17 protein-coding genes are annotated in these 15342 nt (G+C 64.0%); 4 read left to right on the forward strand and 13 right to left on the reverse strand.

Translation table 11 applies throughout. The annotated features are described in order from the left end of the window. Nucleotides 1-4 precede the first annotated feature (4 nt). Nucleotides 5-1138, forward strand: coding sequence for a serine hydrolase domain-containing protein (locus K3179_RS04915; protein ID WP_221562726.1), 1134 nt, complete (start codon nucleotides 5-7; stop codon nucleotides 1136-1138). On the opposite strand, the gene K3179_RS04920 is transcribed toward K3179_RS04915, so the two are convergent. Genes K3179_RS04920 through pdxH form a run of 3 tightly spaced genes read right to left on the reverse strand, consistent with a single transcriptional unit; the run spans nucleotide 1117 to nucleotide 3472 of the window. Further along, nucleotides 1117-1920 carry a PhzF family phenazine biosynthesis protein gene (locus K3179_RS04920; RefSeq protein ID WP_221562727.1) on the reverse strand — a complete coding sequence of 268 codons (804 nt, stop codon included), beginning with the start codon at nucleotides 1918-1920 and terminating at the stop codon, nucleotides 1117-1119. The genes K3179_RS04915 and K3179_RS04920 overlap by 22 nt on opposite strands. Further along, nucleotides 1917-2852, reverse strand: coding sequence for a cation diffusion facilitator family transporter (locus K3179_RS04925; RefSeq protein WP_221562728.1), 936 nt, complete (start codon nucleotides 2850-2852; stop codon nucleotides 1917-1919). Before K3179_RS04925 ends, K3179_RS04920 begins: the two co-directional genes overlap by 4 nt. Further along, complete coding sequence (gene pdxH / locus K3179_RS04930) at nucleotides 2849-3472, reverse strand: pyridoxamine 5'-phosphate oxidase (RefSeq protein ID WP_221562729.1); 624 nt, start codon at nucleotides 3470-3472, stop codon at nucleotides 2849-2851. Before pdxH ends, K3179_RS04925 begins: the two co-directional genes overlap by 4 nt. Before the next feature lie 201 nt (nucleotides 3473-3673). Here pdxH and K3179_RS04935 point away from each other — a divergent pair, with 201 nt between their 5' ends. The 3 genes from K3179_RS04935 to fabI are packed head-to-tail and all read left to right on the forward strand — an operon-like array spanning nucleotide 3674 to nucleotide 6446. Next, on the forward strand, nucleotides 3674-4621 hold the full coding sequence (locus K3179_RS04935) for a DnaJ C-terminal domain-containing protein (RefSeq protein WP_221562730.1): 948 nt from the start codon (nucleotides 3674-3676) through the stop codon (nucleotides 4619-4621). A 5-nt stretch (nucleotides 4622-4626) separates the two neighbouring features. Beyond that, nucleotides 4627-5616 carry a YihY/virulence factor BrkB family protein gene (locus K3179_RS04940; protein WP_247712799.1) on the forward strand — a complete coding sequence of 330 codons (990 nt, stop codon included), beginning with the start codon at nucleotides 4627-4629 and terminating at the stop codon, nucleotides 5614-5616. 23 nt (nucleotides 5617-5639) lie between these two features. Next, on the forward strand, nucleotides 5640-6446 hold the full coding sequence (gene fabI / locus K3179_RS04945) for an enoyl-ACP reductase FabI (protein WP_221562731.1): 807 nt from the start codon (nucleotides 5640-5642) through the stop codon (nucleotides 6444-6446). A 1-nt stretch (nucleotide 6447) separates the two neighbouring features. Here fabI and wecC read toward each other — a convergent pair whose 3' ends face one another. The 10 genes from wecC to K3179_RS04995 all read right to left on the reverse strand — a co-directional run bounded on the left by wecC (nucleotide 6448) and on the right by K3179_RS04995 (nucleotide 15075). Beyond that, entirely contained in the window at nucleotides 6448-7713 is a 1266-nt protein-coding gene (gene wecC / locus K3179_RS04950; protein ID WP_221562732.1) for a UDP-N-acetyl-D-mannosamine dehydrogenase, read from the reverse strand. Nucleotides 7714-7785: 72 nt separating this feature from the next. Beyond that, on the reverse strand, nucleotides 7786-8910 hold the full coding sequence (wecB, locus tag K3179_RS04955; protein WP_221562733.1) for a non-hydrolyzing UDP-N-acetylglucosamine 2-epimerase: 1125 nt from the start codon (nucleotides 8908-8910) through the stop codon (nucleotides 7786-7788). Nucleotides 8911-8952: 42 nt separating this feature from the next. Then, complete coding sequence (locus tag K3179_RS04960) at nucleotides 8953-9558, reverse strand: hypothetical protein (RefSeq protein WP_221562734.1); 606 nt, start codon at nucleotides 9556-9558, stop codon at nucleotides 8953-8955. A gap of 90 nt (nucleotides 9559-9648) precedes the next feature. Beyond that, nucleotides 9649-10176 (reverse strand): demethoxyubiquinone hydroxylase family protein, encoded by a 528-nt coding sequence (locus K3179_RS04965; protein WP_221562735.1) that lies wholly within the window; start codon nucleotides 10174-10176, stop codon nucleotides 9649-9651. Further along, entirely contained in the window at nucleotides 10173-10652 is a 480-nt protein-coding gene (locus K3179_RS04970) for a disulfide bond formation protein B (RefSeq protein ID WP_221562736.1), read from the reverse strand. Before K3179_RS04970 ends, K3179_RS04965 begins: the two co-directional genes overlap by 4 nt. 18 nt (nucleotides 10653-10670) lie before the next feature. Next, nucleotides 10671-12011: a S41 family peptidase gene (locus K3179_RS04975; RefSeq protein ID WP_221562737.1), complete on the reverse strand. Its 1341-nt coding sequence runs from the start codon at nucleotides 12009-12011 to the stop codon at nucleotides 10671-10673. Between the two features lie 102 nt (nucleotides 12012-12113). Next, nucleotides 12114-13343 (reverse strand): murein hydrolase activator EnvC family protein, encoded by a 1230-nt coding sequence (locus K3179_RS04980; RefSeq protein ID WP_221562738.1) that lies wholly within the window; start codon nucleotides 13341-13343, stop codon nucleotides 12114-12116. A gap of 18 nt (nucleotides 13344-13361) precedes the next feature. Next, nucleotides 13362-13784 (reverse strand): 23S rRNA (pseudouridine(1915)-N(3))-methyltransferase RlmH, encoded by a 423-nt coding sequence (locus tag K3179_RS04985; RefSeq protein WP_221562739.1) that lies wholly within the window; start codon nucleotides 13782-13784, stop codon nucleotides 13362-13364. 130 nt (nucleotides 13785-13914) lie between these two features. Beyond that, complete coding sequence (gene rsfS / locus K3179_RS04990; RefSeq protein ID WP_221562740.1) at nucleotides 13915-14334, reverse strand: ribosome silencing factor; 420 nt, start codon at nucleotides 14332-14334, stop codon at nucleotides 13915-13917. 69 nt (nucleotides 14335-14403) lie between these two features. Next, the gene (locus K3179_RS04995) at nucleotides 14404-15075 is read right to left on the reverse strand and encodes a nicotinate-nucleotide adenylyltransferase (RefSeq protein WP_221562741.1); all 672 of its coding nucleotides are present in this window, start codon (nucleotides 15073-15075) and stop codon (nucleotides 14404-14406) included. Nucleotides 15076-15342: the final 267 nt, after the last annotated feature.

Genomic DNA, 15342 nt, shown 5'->3' on the forward strand with positions numbered 1-15342 from the left:
ACGAATGATTCTGCGGTCGCGCCCCCTTATCGCTCTTGTCCTTGCCACTACAAGCCTCGCGTCTTGCGGCGGTCCCGGACCTGCCGAAGAGCCGCCGCTGAGCGAGGAAGCGCTTGCTGCCGTGACGGACGATGCGGGTGCCCCGCGCAAGGCTCTGGCACGCGAGATCGACGACCTCTTCGAGATGGAAGGACTTGGCGATACCCGCGCGCTCGTCGTCATGCACGACGGACAGATCGCGGCGGAGCGCTATGGCGAGGACTACGATGCCGACACGCGTTTCGTCAGCTGGTCCATGGCGAAGACCGTGACCGCGATGCTGATCGGCCAACTCGTCGGCGACGGCCTGTTGCGCCTTGATGCGCCCGCCCCCGTGCCGCGCTGGCAACGGAGCGGCGATCCGCGCGCCGATATCACGCTGCGTCACCTGCTCCAGATGCGGTCCGGCCTCGAGCATACGGAGGCCGGCGACCCGCCCTACGAGAGCAGCGAAGTGCGCATGCTCTTCCTCGAGGAGCGCGACGACATGGCCGGTTTCGCGACGGCCCAGCCGCCGGAAGCCGAGCCGGGAGAGAGGTTCGAGTATTCCTCGAACACCACTGTCATCCTTGCCGATATTGCCGCTCGCGCACTCACGGAGAGTAGCGATCCCGGCGAGCGACGCCGCGCGGTGAGCGACTATCTCCATGCCCGCCTGTTCGATCCGCTCGGGATGGATTCCATGGTCCTCGAATTCGACCGTGCCGGCACGCTGATCGGCGGCAGCCTGATGCATGCCGACGCCCGCGACTGGGCGAAGCTGGGCGAGCTGCTACGCCGCAAGGGCTCGCATCGCGGCGAACAGCTCGTACCGCGCAGCTGGGTGGAGGAGATGGTCAAACCTAGCCCGGTGTCGCCGCATTACGGACTGCAGACCTGGCTCAACCGCCCCACTGGCGAGGATGAGCACCCGCTGTTCCCCAATCGCGCACCGCAAAGCGCCTTCGCAATGATCGGGCACATGGGGCAATATGTTTTCGTCTCGCCTGAGCAGGGACTGACTGTGGTGCGCCTCGGCCATTCCGACGCAGCCGAACGCAAGGCGATGCTGCAGCAGCTGGCCGATATTATCGAGCTCTATCCCGCCGAGGGCAGGTAGAACTCGCCCTTCACCACGGTAACGCAGTCGCCCGACAGCCAGGCCTGATCGCCCTCGCGGCGACAGGTCGCATGGCCGCCGCGCCGCGAAGCCTGGAAGGCGGTGAAGCTGTCGCGGCCGAGCGTCTCGGTCCAGAACCACGTCAGCGCGGCATGGGCCGAGCCGGTGAAACTGTCCTCGTCGACGCCGCCGCCCGGAACGAAGACCCGGCTGACCACATCGGTTTCGCTCCCGCGTGCCGTGCAGATGAACTGGTCGTTCCCGAGCGCCTTCAGTCCGCGCATATCCGGTTCGATCGCGCGCACTTCGTCTTCACTCTCGTAAAGGTAGACGCCGTAGCCTTCGGGATTGAGCCAGACTTCCTGCGGCTCTGCGCCCAGGAGCGACACGGCCTCGTCCCATGATCCGCGCTCTGTCGGGATGAGCGGAAGGCCGAGTTCGTAGCCCGCGCTGCTTTTGCGCACCTCCAGCAACCCGGCCTTGCGCGTGCGGAAGGTAACGCGGTCCTTACCGCTCTTCGACAGCAGCACATGTCCGCTCGCCAGCGTCGCATGACCGCACAGGCGCACTTCTTCCGTCGGTGTGAACCAGCGCAACTCGTAATCCGCCTGCCCGCTCGCATCGGGGATGACGAAGGCGGTCTCGGCGAAGTTGTTCTCTTCCCCGATGGCTTGGAGGACATCATCGTCCAGCCACGCCTCCAGCGGCATTACGGCCGCCTGGTTCCCCTTGAACGCCCCATCCGCGAAAGCGTCGACATGCCAATATTCGAGTGGTGTCACTTCTCGCCTCCCAGACGATCGAATTCATTTTCCTCAACCAGCGGGTTGTCGGGTTCATCGACATGGCCTTCGGGATCGATGTGGATCAGCAGTTCCATGTCGGGAAACTGGCGACAAAGGTCCTCCTCGACCCGCTCGATAATGTCGTGCGCTTCCTCGACCGTCATGGTCCCGGGCAGGTCGACGTGGAACTGCACGAAATCGCGGTGCCCGCTGGTGCGAGTGCGCAGGTCATGCAGGTTGGACAATTCGGGATGCTTTGCAGCGGCTTCGACGAAGGCAAGGCGCTTTTCCTCGGGCCATTCGCGGTCCATCAGATCGTCCACCGCGTCGCGCGCGGCGTTGAAGGCGCCCCAAGCCAGCCATGCTGCGATGGCGAGGCCGAACGCCGGGTCTGCGCCCCGCACCCCCACGAATTGGTCGAGCACCAGGGCCGCAATCACGGCGAGATTCAGAAAGAGATCGGATTTGTAATGCAGGTGGTCGGTCTTGATCGCCAGGCTGCGCGTCCGGCTCATGACGTGGCGTTGCCAGCCGAGCAGCGCGAAGGTCAGCACGATCGCCACCAGCGAGACGCCGATCCCCTCGGCCGCGGCCTCGGTCTGCTGGCCCTCCGCAAATTGCAGGATGGCGCGGGTCGCGATGCCGAAGGCCGACAGGGAGATAAGCATGACCTGGAAGATCGCGGCCAGCGCCTCTGCCTTGCCGTGGCCGAAGCGATGGTCTTCGTCCGCCGGCTGCGAGGCGATCCACACGCCGGTCAGCGTGGCGAGGCTGGCGATGAGGTCGAGCGCGGAATCGGCAAGACTGCCGAGCATGGCAGTCGAACCGGTTTTCCAGGTCGCCCAGGTCTTGAGCGCGACGAGGATGACGGCAACGCTGATCGAAGCGAGCGCGGCGGAGCGTGCGAGGCGGGCGCGATCGGTACTCATGGATAGAGCAACGTGTTGGACCAGCCATCGGTCGGCGCTGTTCGCGTAAAGCGGCGGCGGTCATGCAGGCGGTACTGGCGGTCCTGCCAGAATTCGATCGCAGTCGGCGTCAGCAGGAAGCCGGTCCAATGTGGCGGACGCGGTATGTCGCCCTCCGGATAGCGTTCCTCGAGGGCGGCCACACGGTCGAGGTAGACCTGCCGGTCGGGCAACGGGCGAGACTGGTCGGAGGCCGCCGAGCCGATCTGCGAGACGCGCGGACGCGAATGGAAGTAGGCATCGGCCTGTTCGCTGCTCACTTCCTGTAGCGGTCCCTCGATACGGATCTGGCGGCGCAGGCTTTTCCAGTGGAACAGGAGCGACGCCTGCATGTTGGCGCGGATTTCCTCGCCCTTGCGGCTTTGGGCATTGGTGTAGAACACGAAGCCGCCGCCCTCGCCCCAGTGCGTGCCATGCCCTTTCAGCAGCACCATGCGCACGGAGGGCATACCGCTTTCGCTGGCCGTGGCGAGCGCCATGGCATTGGGATCGTTCGGCTCGCTCGCCTTCGCCTCTCCGAACCATTCTTCGAACAGGGTGAACGGATCGGTGACGGGAATTGCGCTGTCGCTATCGCTCATCGGGCAGTCCTACAGAGTGGAACGGGTGGAACACAGTCCTGGGGCAAAAAACCTCGCCCGCGCGTTTGGCCGCAAAATGGCGGAACTTCACGGGGATGAGGATGGTTGAAGCCGTGCATGACGCGTTCCCTATATCCCGCTTCGTCCGTAGGAAAGCCTCTCCGCTTGCGCGGACAACGTGTTGCACCTAGCTAACACGCTATGGCCGATCCCTATTCCACCCTTGGCGTCCCGCGCTCTGCATCCGAAAAGGATATCAAGAGCGCATACCGCAAGCTCGCCAAGGAGCTTCATCCCGATCGCAACAAGGACAACCCCAAGGCGGCCGAGCGCTTCAGCGAAGTGACCAACGCCTACGACCTGCTGTCGGACAAGGACAAGCGCGCCCGGTTCGACCGGGGCGAGATCGATGCCGAGGGCAATCCGACCAATCCCTTCGGCGGCATGGGCGGCGGGTTCGGCGGCGGCGGCCACCCGGGCGGCCAGCGTGGCTTCAGGGCCGAGGATTTCCAGGGATTCAGCCAGGAAAACGTCGACCTGGGCGACATTTTCGAAGGCTTGTTCGGCGGCGGGCGGACAAGCTCGCGTGGCCGCGGCGATCCGTTCGGCGGGCGCCGTGCGCCGCCGCCCAAGGGCGCCGACATAGGCTATACCCTGCGCGTCCCCTTCACCGATGCGGCCTCGCTCAAGGACCAGCGCATCACGCTTGCCGACGGAAAGACTATCGACCTGAAACTGCCTAAGGGCGTCGAGGACGGCACCCAAATGCGCCTCAAGGGCAAGGGCCAGCAGGGTCCGGGCGGCGCGGGCGACGGGCTCGTCACGATCCGCATCGACCGGCACAAACTCTACAAGCGCGACGGCGACGATGTGCGTTTCGATTTGCCGATCACGCTCGACGAAGCGGTGAACGGTGCCAAGGTCCGCGTGCCCACGGTCGATGGTCCGGTGATGATGACAATCAAGGCCGGCACCAGCGGCGGATCGGTTCTGCGCCTCAAGGGCAAGGGTTTCTCCAAGAAGGACGGCAGCCGCGGCGACCAGCTCGTGACGCTCGAAATCCAGCTTCCCGCCGACCTTGGCGAACTTGCCAAGCGTCTCGATGGGTGGAAGGACGACAGCGACCCACGGAGCAAACTCGGGGTATAGGGCCTTTGGTACATCATCCGCTTCCGCAGCCTGAAGAGCGCGAGATCCGGTCGCTCTCTCCGGAAGCGCGGCGGCAGGAGGCGGTCACACTGCGCGGCCGTGTGGCCAAGCGGGTCGGTCCCGGCACCTATTTCTTCCAGGTCCTGAAGCGCACCGCCGTCGGCACGTTCAACGACGGCTTCATCCACGCGGGCAACCTCGCCTACCTTGCGATGCTGTCGATTTTTCCGTTCTTCATCCTGGGTGCCGCGATCTTCTCGCTATTCGGCGAAGAGGCGGAGCGCGCGGCAACGATCAACGCCGTCCTTGTCGCCCTTCCGCCCATGGTCGGCAATGTGATCGAACCGGTCGCGCGCGACGTGATCGAGGCGCGTAGCGGCTGGCTGTTGTGGGCAGGTGCCCTCGTGGCCCTGTGGACCGTCGGCAGTCTTGTCGAAACCATCCGCGATATCCTGCGGCGGGCCTACGGGACGAAGATGACGAAGGCGTTCTGGAAATACCGGCTGTTCTCATCCGGCGTCATTATCGGCGCGGTGTTGCTGTTGATGCTTTCGCTGCTGGCGCAGGTTGTGATCGGCGCGGCCCAGCAAGTGATCGAGGCCTATTTCCCGCAGCTGGTCGAACACATCACCGACCTCAGGATTTCGCGCATCCTGCCGGCGATCGGCCTCTTCGGATCGCTCTACCTGATATTCTATTCTCTCACCCCGTCGCATTACCGTCACCGGCGCTATCCAAAGTGGCCCGGTGTCCTGTTCACGACGCTCTGGTGGATCCTCGTCACGTCGCTCATGCCCGTCGTCCTGCGCAGCTTTTTCTCATACAATCTCACCTACGGCAGCCTTGCCGGGATCATGATCGCGCTGTTCTTTTTCTGGCTTGTCGGGCTTGGTGTGGTTATCGGCGCGGAATTGAACGCGGCGCTGGCTGAAACGCCCGAGGAAGAAGAACTGGGCGGAGAAGGCGAGGCAGACACGGCCGCGCAGACGGATTGAAGATCGAAGGAAGGAAGGCAGCTATGGGCTCACTGATGCAGGGCAAGCGCGGACTGATCATGGGTCTCGCCAACGACAAGTCGCTGGCATGGGGCATCGCCAAGAAGCTGCGCGAAGAAGGCGCGGAACTGGCGTTTTCCTACCAGGGCGAGGCTCTGAAGAAGCGCGTCGGTCCCCTCGCAGAACAGCTGGGGAGCGACTTCACTTTCGAATGCGACGTGTCCGACATGGATGCGCTCGACAGCGCGTTCGACACGCTGAGAGAACGGTGGGACACGATCGATTTCGTCGTCCATGCGATCGGCTTTTCGGACAAAAGCGAGCTTCGCGGAAAGTATGTCGACACCAGCCTCGACAATTTCCTGATGACGATGAACATCTCCGCCTATTCGTTGGTCGCCGTGGCAAAACGGGCGCGCGAGATGATGCCCAACGGCGGCAGCATCCTAACGCTGACCTATTACGGCGCGGAAAAGGTCATCCCGCATTACAACGTGATGGGCGTGGCTAAGGCGGCGCTGGAAACCAGCGTCCAGTATCTCGCCAACGACCTCGGCCCGGAAAACATCCGCGTGAACGCGATCAGCGCGGGACCGATCAAGACGCTGGCAGCCAGCGGAATCGGCGATTTCCGCTACATCCTGAAATGGAACGAGTACAATTCGCCCCTGCGCCGCAATGTCACGATCGAAGATGTGGGCGGCTCGGGCCTCTACTTCCTGTCCGACCTGTCATCGGGCGTGACCGGCGAAACGCATCACGTCGATGCAGGCTATCACATCGTCGGCATGAAGCAGGAAGACGCGCCGGATATCGCGCTCGACAAGTAGGTCAGGCGACGTCGGGCCAGATGCCGCGCGTGTCGTATACGGCCTTGCCCTGCCGCTCTTCGGGCGGGATCACCTTGAAGACATCGTGGTCGACCAGCGTGATGAGGACATCGCTTTCCTCCAGCGCCGTGTCGATATCGACCAGTTCGGCACCCGTCCCGTCGAATTCGCGCGGTAGCTCGCCCGCATACGGTTCGACCACCTGCACGCGCTCACCATATTCGCGGGCAATGCTGGCGGCGACATAGCGCGCCGGGCTTTCGCGGAAATCGTCGATATTCGCCTTGAAGGCGAGGCCGAGGCAGGCGATTTTCGCGCCCGGATTGGCCTCTACCAGAGCTTTTGCGCGGGCGAGGACGTGATGCATCTTGGCATCGTTGGTCTCGCGTGCCTGGCGAATGATCTTCGCGTCCTCGGGCGCGCCGTGGACGATGAACCACGGGTCGACTGCGATGCAATGCCCGCCGACGCCCGGGCCGGGCTGGAGGATGTTCACGCGCGGGTGACGATTGGCGAGGCGGATCACCTCCCACACGTCGAGGCCCTGCTTGTCGGCGATCATCGACAATTCGTTGGCAAAAGCGATGTTCACGTCGCGGAAGCTGTTTTCGACCAGTTTGGTCATTTCCGCGCTGCGGGCATCGGTGGTGACACATTCGCCCTTCACGAAGCGTTTGTAGAATGCCAGCGCCTTTCTCGCACAGCGCGGGGTGATGCCGCCGATCGAGCGGTCGTTATGCGTCAGTTCCTCGAGGATCTTGCCTGGCAGCACGCGCTCGGGACAATAGGCGAGGCTGATGTCGGGCTGGCCGTCGGTGAGGCCGGGCATGGCAAGGTCGGGCCGCTTGGCCGCCATCGCGTCGCGCATGGCCTCCGTCGTGCCGACAGGCGAGGTCGACTCGAGGATCACCACGTCGCCCTTCTTGAGCACGGAGGCGACGTTCTCCGCCGCCGCCATGACATAGGAAGTGTCCGGCGTGTGGTTGCCGTCCTTGGCAAAGGGCGTGGGCACGGCGATCACGAAAACGTCGGCGGGCGCGATCTTGGTCGAGGCCTTGAGCAGGCCCCGCTGAACGACAGCCTGGACGAGACCATCGAGATCGACTTCCTCGATATGGATTTCGCCGCGATTGATCGTGTCGACGACATTCTGCGTCACGTCCACGCCGTGAACGGGGCACCCTGCCCAAGCGATGATCGCCGCCGTAGGCAGGCCGATATAGCCAAGTCCGATGACACAGACTTCCGGTTTGATGTCGCCGCGCATTGTAACTGTGATTCCCGTCCCAAATTCCCCGCCTGCCTAGCCGACGAGGGTAAATTTACCAGTAACGCAAAGTCAGGCTTCGGCCAGCAGGTCGCAGATGCGCTGTGAAGAGCGGCCATCCCCGAACGGATTATGTGCCCGTGCCATGGCGGCGTAGGCATCGTCGTCGTCGAGCAGGCGCGTCGTTTCCGCCACGATCGTGTCGGCATCGGTACCAACCAGCTTCGCGGTGCCTGCCTCGACGCCTTCGGGCCGTTCGGTCGTCTCGCGCATGACGAGCACGGGCTTGCCCAGCGCGGGCGCTTCTTCCTGCACGCCGCCGCTGTCGGTGAGCATAAGCGTGCTGAGGTCGAGCAGGCGCGCGAAGTGCGGATAGTCGAGCGGCTCGATCAGCGCGACATTGTCCAGCCCCGCCAACTGCTCGTTCATCACGGCGCGCACATTCGGGTTCAGATGGACAGGAAAAATAACCGCAACGTCACCACGAGAGGCAATACGCTTAACCGCATCGGCGATATTCTTCATGCCGTCGCCAAAGTTTTCGCGCCGGTGGGTGGTCATCCCGATGATGCGCTTGCCGGCGAAGCGCGCCTCCAGCTCGGCAAGGCCGGAGGCGAGTTCAGGCTGCTTCTCGATCCGCTGCGTCACCCATTTGAGCGCATCGATTACCGTATTGCCGGTGACATGGACGGTTGCAGCGTCGACATTCTCTTTCAGCAGGGCCGCAGCGCTGGTTTCGGTCGGCGCGCAGTGGAGTGCGGCAAAGGTGCCAACAACCCGGCGGTTCACCTCCTCGGGCCAGGGATGGTAGATATTGCCGCTGCGCAGGCCCGCCTCGACATGGCAGACGCGGATCTGGCGGTAATAGGCGGCGAGCGCCCCTGCCATCACCGTGGTCGTATCGCCCTGCACCACCACCCAGTCGGGCCGTTCTTCGTCAAGTACCTTGCCGATGCCGGTAAGTGCACGAGCGGTCAGTTCGTCGAGCGACTGGCCCGGCGTCATCAGGTCGAGATCGTGGTCCGGCGTCACCCCTGCAATCGACAGCACCTGGTCGAGCATCCCGCGATGCTGCGCGGACACGCAGACCCGGCTTTCGAAACGGTCGTCTGCCTCCAGCGCATGGACCAACGGGAACAGCTTGATCGCTTCGGGGCGTGTACCGAAAACGGTGAGGATCTTGGGGCGCGCAGTCATGGGCGTGCGCTGTACCCGCAATTGGTTAACGGGCCATAGAGCTTATTCGGGTTGCTCGCCCGTCTCCGCATCCCCGGCAATCACAGTCGCTTCCGGTGGGGGCAGCGCTTCTTCATCGCCCGGCAGCGGCTCGCCTCGCTCGCGGGCCAGGCGCTCCATATATTCGCGTTCGATCATCTCGACGTCGCGCTGCTGCAATTCGGCATCCTCATCGATGGTCGAAAGGCGCTCTGCCCGTTGCGCTGCGATGATTTCGGAAAAGCGCACGGCAGAGCCTTCGCGTTTTTCCTCATAAGCCTTGTCGATGAATTGCTCGGTACAGCCGGTGAAGTTTGCCGGTCCGGTCGGGGTGCAGGACATGATGCCAGAGGCACCGACCATTTCGAAACTTTCGACACGGTCGGCCCAGCTCTGGTTGGCCGGGCTCTTCGAATAACGCAGTGCTTCTGGAATGCGGTACCGTTCCGCTTCTGCCTTGCGCGCACAGACGACGATGACGTCGCCCTCGCTCGGCGGGCATTCGTCTTCGCCGTAGACAATCACCATGTTGTAGCGATCATCACCCGTGTCCACCGGCACTTGGGCGCTAGCCGGAGCGCCAAGCGATGCGCCAGCGATTGCGGCAAGGGCGATTAGCGGCTTGGACATGGTCAACCTCGTGAATTGTGTACGCCCGCGACTAAGCGCGCGCATGCGTGAACTGTCAATGAAGCGAACGGACGCGCGGCCCGGTTCCCGCTAGATGCGTTCGGAAATACGGATCGCAGCGCGGCAGCCGAGCCGGATCAGGCCCGATAGCACAGGATAGGCTGGCGCACGCTCGGCCCCCGCGGCAAGCGCGGCATCGCGGTGTTCGCGTTCATCCTCGCGGAACTGCTCGATCATCGCGGCAAGCTCGGGATCCTCGCCGCTCTCTTCCAGCTGGTCGAGCTGGTCGGAATAATGTTTGTCGATCTCGGTCTCCACCGCGGCTGTGCACGCCATGGCGGCTTCCGGACCGATCATCGCGGTAACAGCGCCCAGTGCGAAACCGGCGCGGTCCCAGAAAGGCTGCAGGGCCGTCGGACGGACGCCGCGGCGCGCCATGAGCGCGTCGAACTGGGCCCGGTGGCCGGCTTCCTGCTCGGCCATGCCCGCTATTTCCGCCGAATGCGGGCCGCGATCGCCCATTACGGCAAGCTGTCCGGCGTAAATCCGGGTAGCGCCGAATTCACCGGCCTGGTCCACGCGGATCATGCGGGCGATGTGGTCGGGGGTCTTGGTCATGCTGCCTTGTCCTTTGCCAACAGGCGCAAGATGGTAAGTCCGCCGAGTGTGGACAAGAGAAAGTTGAAGCCGGCAAGGCTGATGCCGAACAACGTCCAAGGCGCTTCGTCGCAGCGGACCAGAGGAGCGTTCATTATAGCATCCAGCGCACTCTGCCCGTCACCGGGTATCGGCGCGGCGGCGCAGGAGGTGATCCCTTCCCACAGATCGTATTCGACGCCTGCGTGGAAGAAGCCGATTGCGCCCGATGTGAGGATGCCGCCCGCCGCCAGCGCGACGAGCAGTTTCTTGTTCGGCGCGAAGAACGACAGAAGCGCGAACGCCAGAGCGGCGAAATGGGGCCAGCGTTGCCACCAGCACATCTCGCACGGGTAGAGGCCGAAACCGTATTGCGAGATGTACGCGCCCGCCAAAAGGGCGGCAGGAAGCGCAAGGGCCAGCCGCTGGGCCAGCTGCATCGAGGGCGTCTCGGTCATATGGGGCGAGTGCTAGTCCTACTTGCGGCGCGCGGCAACCGAGCTCGGGGCGGTTCGGCTGAGAGTTTGCAGCGCATAGTGGAGCTGGAAATCCTCGATGCCCTGCTCCTCCAGCTCTGCCGCCGTCATCTGGAAGCGCGGATCCTGGCGCTTGTCGGCCTCCATATCCTCATCCTTGAGACCAAGCTCGTTGACGAGATGGCCGCGCAGATCGCTTTCGCGCATCAGGAAGCGGTTGCGCTTGGCAAGATCGGGATCGGACAACTGCGGCACGGTGATGTCAGGCTTGATGCCGCCTTCCTGCACCGAGTGGCCCGAAGGCGTGTAATAGCGCGCAGTCGTCAGCTTGAGAGCGGCATCGCGGCCCAGCGGGAGCAGCGACTGCACGCTGCCCTTGCCGAAGCTGCGTTCGCCCATGACCACTGCGCGGCGATGGTCTTGCAAGGCGCCCGCCACGATCTCGCTGGCCGAGGCTGAACCGGCGTCAATCAGGACCACGATCGGCAGCCCTTCGGCGATGTCGCCGCGGAAAACGGTCTCGGCTTCGTAGCTGATCGATTCCCCGCGAGCCCTGCCACGCTGCGACACGATCTGGCCGTCGATGAGGAACAGGTCGGACAGGGCGACGGCTTCGTCGAGCGATCCGCCCGGATTGGAGCGCAGGTCGAGCACGAGGCCGGTCAGGCGGCCGGTGGCCTGCTTCTGCAAATCCTTCCACGCGGCGAAGACATCGCTGCCGACGTCGCGGGAAAACTCGTTGATCATGATATGCCCGATGGAACCCTTCTCGAGTTTCCATGTCACCGGCTCCAGCTCGATCAGCCCGCGTGTCACATCGAGATCGAAGGGCTCGTCACGGCCGGGGCGGAATACGGTCAGGCGGATCGAGGTGCCGGCTTTGCCGCGCATGCGCGCGACGGCTTCGTCCAGTTCGAGACCGTAGATCAGCTCGCCATCGAGGTGCGTGATGTAATCGCCTGCCTTGACGCCCGCTTCATCGGCAGGGCTGCCGCGGAAGGGCGAGATGACTTTCACCGCGCCATCTTCGCCGACGACCGAAAGGCCGAGGCCGGAGTAGTTGCCGTCGATCATGGTTTCGAGGCGCTGCAGGTCCGAACCGTCGAGATAGCCCGAATGCGGGTCGAGGGCGGCCAGCATGCCATCGATCGCGCCGTTGATGAGGACATCGTCCTCGACCGGCTCGACATAGCTCGCCTTGATGCGCTGGTAGACCGAGAAGAGCTTGCCGAATTCGGGCCCTGCGCTGCCTTCGACACGGGCCATGCCCGCAGTGGTCGCGGGGACCAGCGCGACGGCGGTCACGAGTGCAGCAGAACGGGCCAGTACGGCGAATTTCATCGGCATTATCCTTCAAGCGATTGCGCATTGTATAGCGCACGCGGCGTGAATGAAAGATGAGCCGCAAGCCATCCCGAGGGAAGCGGTTTTTCGACCGACCGCCTAGCGCAAGTGGTCGAGCGGATTGACCGGTTCGCCATCCCGGCGAAGTTCCAGCGAAACGAGCGATTCGCTCGTCCCGCCCTGCCCGAGCGGCGAGCCTGCGGCGACTTCCTGCCCGACTGTGACAGAGAGGCGCGAAAGGCCGGTAACAAGGCTCGTCCAGCCGTTCTCGTGCTCGATGATCGTGATCGACCCGAAGCCACGATAAGGCCCTGCGAAGACCACGCGCCCCGCGCCCGGAGCGACCGCCTGCGCGCGCGAGCGCGTAGCCAGGACGAGGCCGGAACTGCGCTCGCCCGCCGCATCGGGATCGCCGAAACCCGTCACTACGCGGCCGGCAACAGGCAGGATGTAATGCTCGGGCGCAGCGGTCGCGCTTGGCACAGGTCTGGGCAAGGCGGTCGGGCCTTGAGCGGCAGCCGGAGCGCTGCCGGGACGCAGCACGGGTCCGGGAAGCGCGGCCAGGCGGCTGCGAACTGCGGCATTGGCCTCGAGCCCCCCGACCAGCGCATCGAGATCACGGGCTTCTTCGGCGAGGAACAATGCGCGCTCGGCCTCTCGCGATGCACCGCCTGCAGCGCGCTGCGCCAGCAGCCGTTCCTTCTCAGCCAGGGCAAGCATATTGCGCTTGCGATTTTCGAGACTCGCTTCGGCGGAGCGCAGGTTGGCGAGCGTCTCGAGTTGCCGTTTCTCCAGGTTGCGTGCGAGATCGAGCTCGCTGCGCAGGCTTGCCGTCCGCTCGCGCACCACGGGCATGGCCGCAGACAGGGCCGCCCTCGTGTGCACGACATCTTTGAGCGAGCCGGGCTGTAGCGCGGCCAGCGCCAGCGGACGCCGCGCCATGGTCTGGAGGGCGGCCGTAAGGCGCATCAGGGGCTGGCGTTTGCGGGCAAGCTGGCGATCTAGGCTGTCGCTCTGGACCTGCAGCAGGGTGAGTTCAGCTTGCGCGGCGGTGATGGCCGCTTCCGATTGCTGGACTCGTGCAGCGAGGGCTGCAGCATTGCTCTGCGCTTTTCCGGCGCTTGCCTGCGACTGTTCGGCCTGCTGTTCCAGCCGCTCTGCGCGCGCCCTGGCGTTACGCTGTTGCTGGCGCGCCGCTTCGAGAGCTTCTCGCGCACCTGCTGCGTCGAGGCTCGCTGGAGCGACAACTGCGCCGGGTGCCGCGACACCCGGCAGGGCCATAGCAAGCGGGACCAGCAGGGCAATCGAGATGGCTGCGACGCGGATCATGACGCCATTACTGCCCCATCACCCGCTGCGATGATAGGGGTGACCGGCGATGATCGTCGTTGCACGGTACAATTGCTCGGCGAGCATTGCTCGCGCCAGGAGGTGCGGCCAGGTCGCTTTGCCGAAAGCGAGCAGCAGGTCGGCATCGCGCCGCTCTTCTTCGGCATGACCATCGGCTGCGCCCAGGACGAAGCGACATTCGCGCATGCCGTCATCGCGCCAGCGCTCGAGGATGGCCGCGAGCTTTTCCGAGGACAAATCCTTACCGCGCTCGTCGAGCAGGACGGTCTTGTAGGGAGTTTGCGGATCGGGGATGCGACCGCCCGTTTCCGGCAGTTCGGTAAACTTCACCGGCCATGTCAGCCTTTTTTCGTAGCGCGCGACCAGCTCCGCCTCGGGCGAACGGGCAATCTTTCCGCGAGCGATGACATGGAGAAGCAAAGCGCGAACCCGTGGTCTCACCTGGCTTGGGGCACGGCAGTCAGAGGGCGACTGCCCGCCCGCAGGTGCCCGCAGCGAAGCGGAGGAATGGCACCGAGGACGCTCGCGCGGATGCGCGAGCGCAAGACGGTTACGCCGTGCCGGCTACCGGCGGTGCATCACCGAATGCCCACATGCGCTCCAGGTTATAGAAGCTGCGGACTTCGGGTCGGAAAAGGTGCACCACGACGTCACCGGCATCGATCAGGACCCAGTCCGCTGCCGGAAGGCCTTCGAGTTTCACCGGGCCGAAGCCCTCTTTCTTGACCGTTTCGGCAAGCTTTTGCGCCATCGAAGCCACCTGGCGGGTCGAACGGCCCGATGCGATTACCATGTAATCGGCAATCGAGGTCTTCCCCTCGAGATCGATGGTCACGATCTCCTGCGCCTGGTCGTCGTCGAGTTGCTTGAGCACGAGCGAAAGCAGCGGATCGTCGTTGGCATCAGCCATGCGAACCGCTTTCGCCGTGTCGGTCCCGGAACTGGCCGGGCTGGTATGCGCCTGTGTCATAGGCGTGCATCGTACTCCTGAATGCGGGGGTCGAAGAGACCGTGGGTATCATGGGAAAGGCAACGCGCATCATGGCGCAGTTGTTTCCTCCCGTGACGGGATCGGACGATGAGTCACCTGGTCTCGAAGGATTTTGCCGGCGTGGCGCGATGCCCAGTCGGGATCGGCGCGGCGAATTGCCGTGGCCGAACGCGGGTCGGGATCGAAACGCAATGTCACCAGTGCCGGTGCGCTCCATTCGCCCCCATTAGCAAAGCTGGCGAGAGGAACGCGAAAGTGCCTCAGCCAGGCCATCGCGGGGCTTGCGACAGCAGCACCATCATAGCCGGGCCGCGCGATCACCGCAATCGGCATCGTTCGTGCGATCCCCCGCCAGTCGCGCCAGCGGTGGAACTGGGCAAGATTGTCGGAGCCCATCAGCCATACGAAATCGTGCTTGGGATACCGCCGCTGGATCGCGCCCAGCGTATCGACGGTATACCGCGTGTCCAGCTCGCGCTCGATCGCGGTCGCGCGGATCGGCGCGCGGCGGGCCTGCTCAATCGCCGAGGAAAGGCGCGCGGAAAGCGGTGCCATGCCCTCTTTCGGTTTGAGCGGATTGCCGGGAGATACCAGCCACCAGACCTCGTCCAGTCCCAGCGCTTCGCGCGCGAAAAGGGATATGCGTCTGTGACCCCCGTGCGCGGGATTGAAGCTCCCACCCAACAAGCCGATTCGCCGTCCATTCCCGCGATATGTCATTCGCTCGGCCTAGCACCGCGGCAAATTCTTGTCAGCGCGCCAGTATCGGCCCGAATCGGGGGCGGCGTGGTAAACACCGACTTAATCTTTGGTTCCCGGTTTTGATCGGAAATTTCCCGCAAATGAAACGACTCGTCCCGTCAAATCATCGACTCGTGGATTCGGGTAAGGGTTTATTCGATTTTCCCGGGAACCTTTGTTAGCGATCTCAAACAAGGGTCAAAGACCAAGGGACGGGTCGTTTTGGATAAAGACATCGCAAGCAGC

This window comes from Qipengyuania intermedia (assembly GCF_019711615.1).
GTDB classification, from domain to species: Bacteria; Pseudomonadota; Alphaproteobacteria; order Sphingomonadales; family Sphingomonadaceae; genus Qipengyuania; species Qipengyuania intermedia.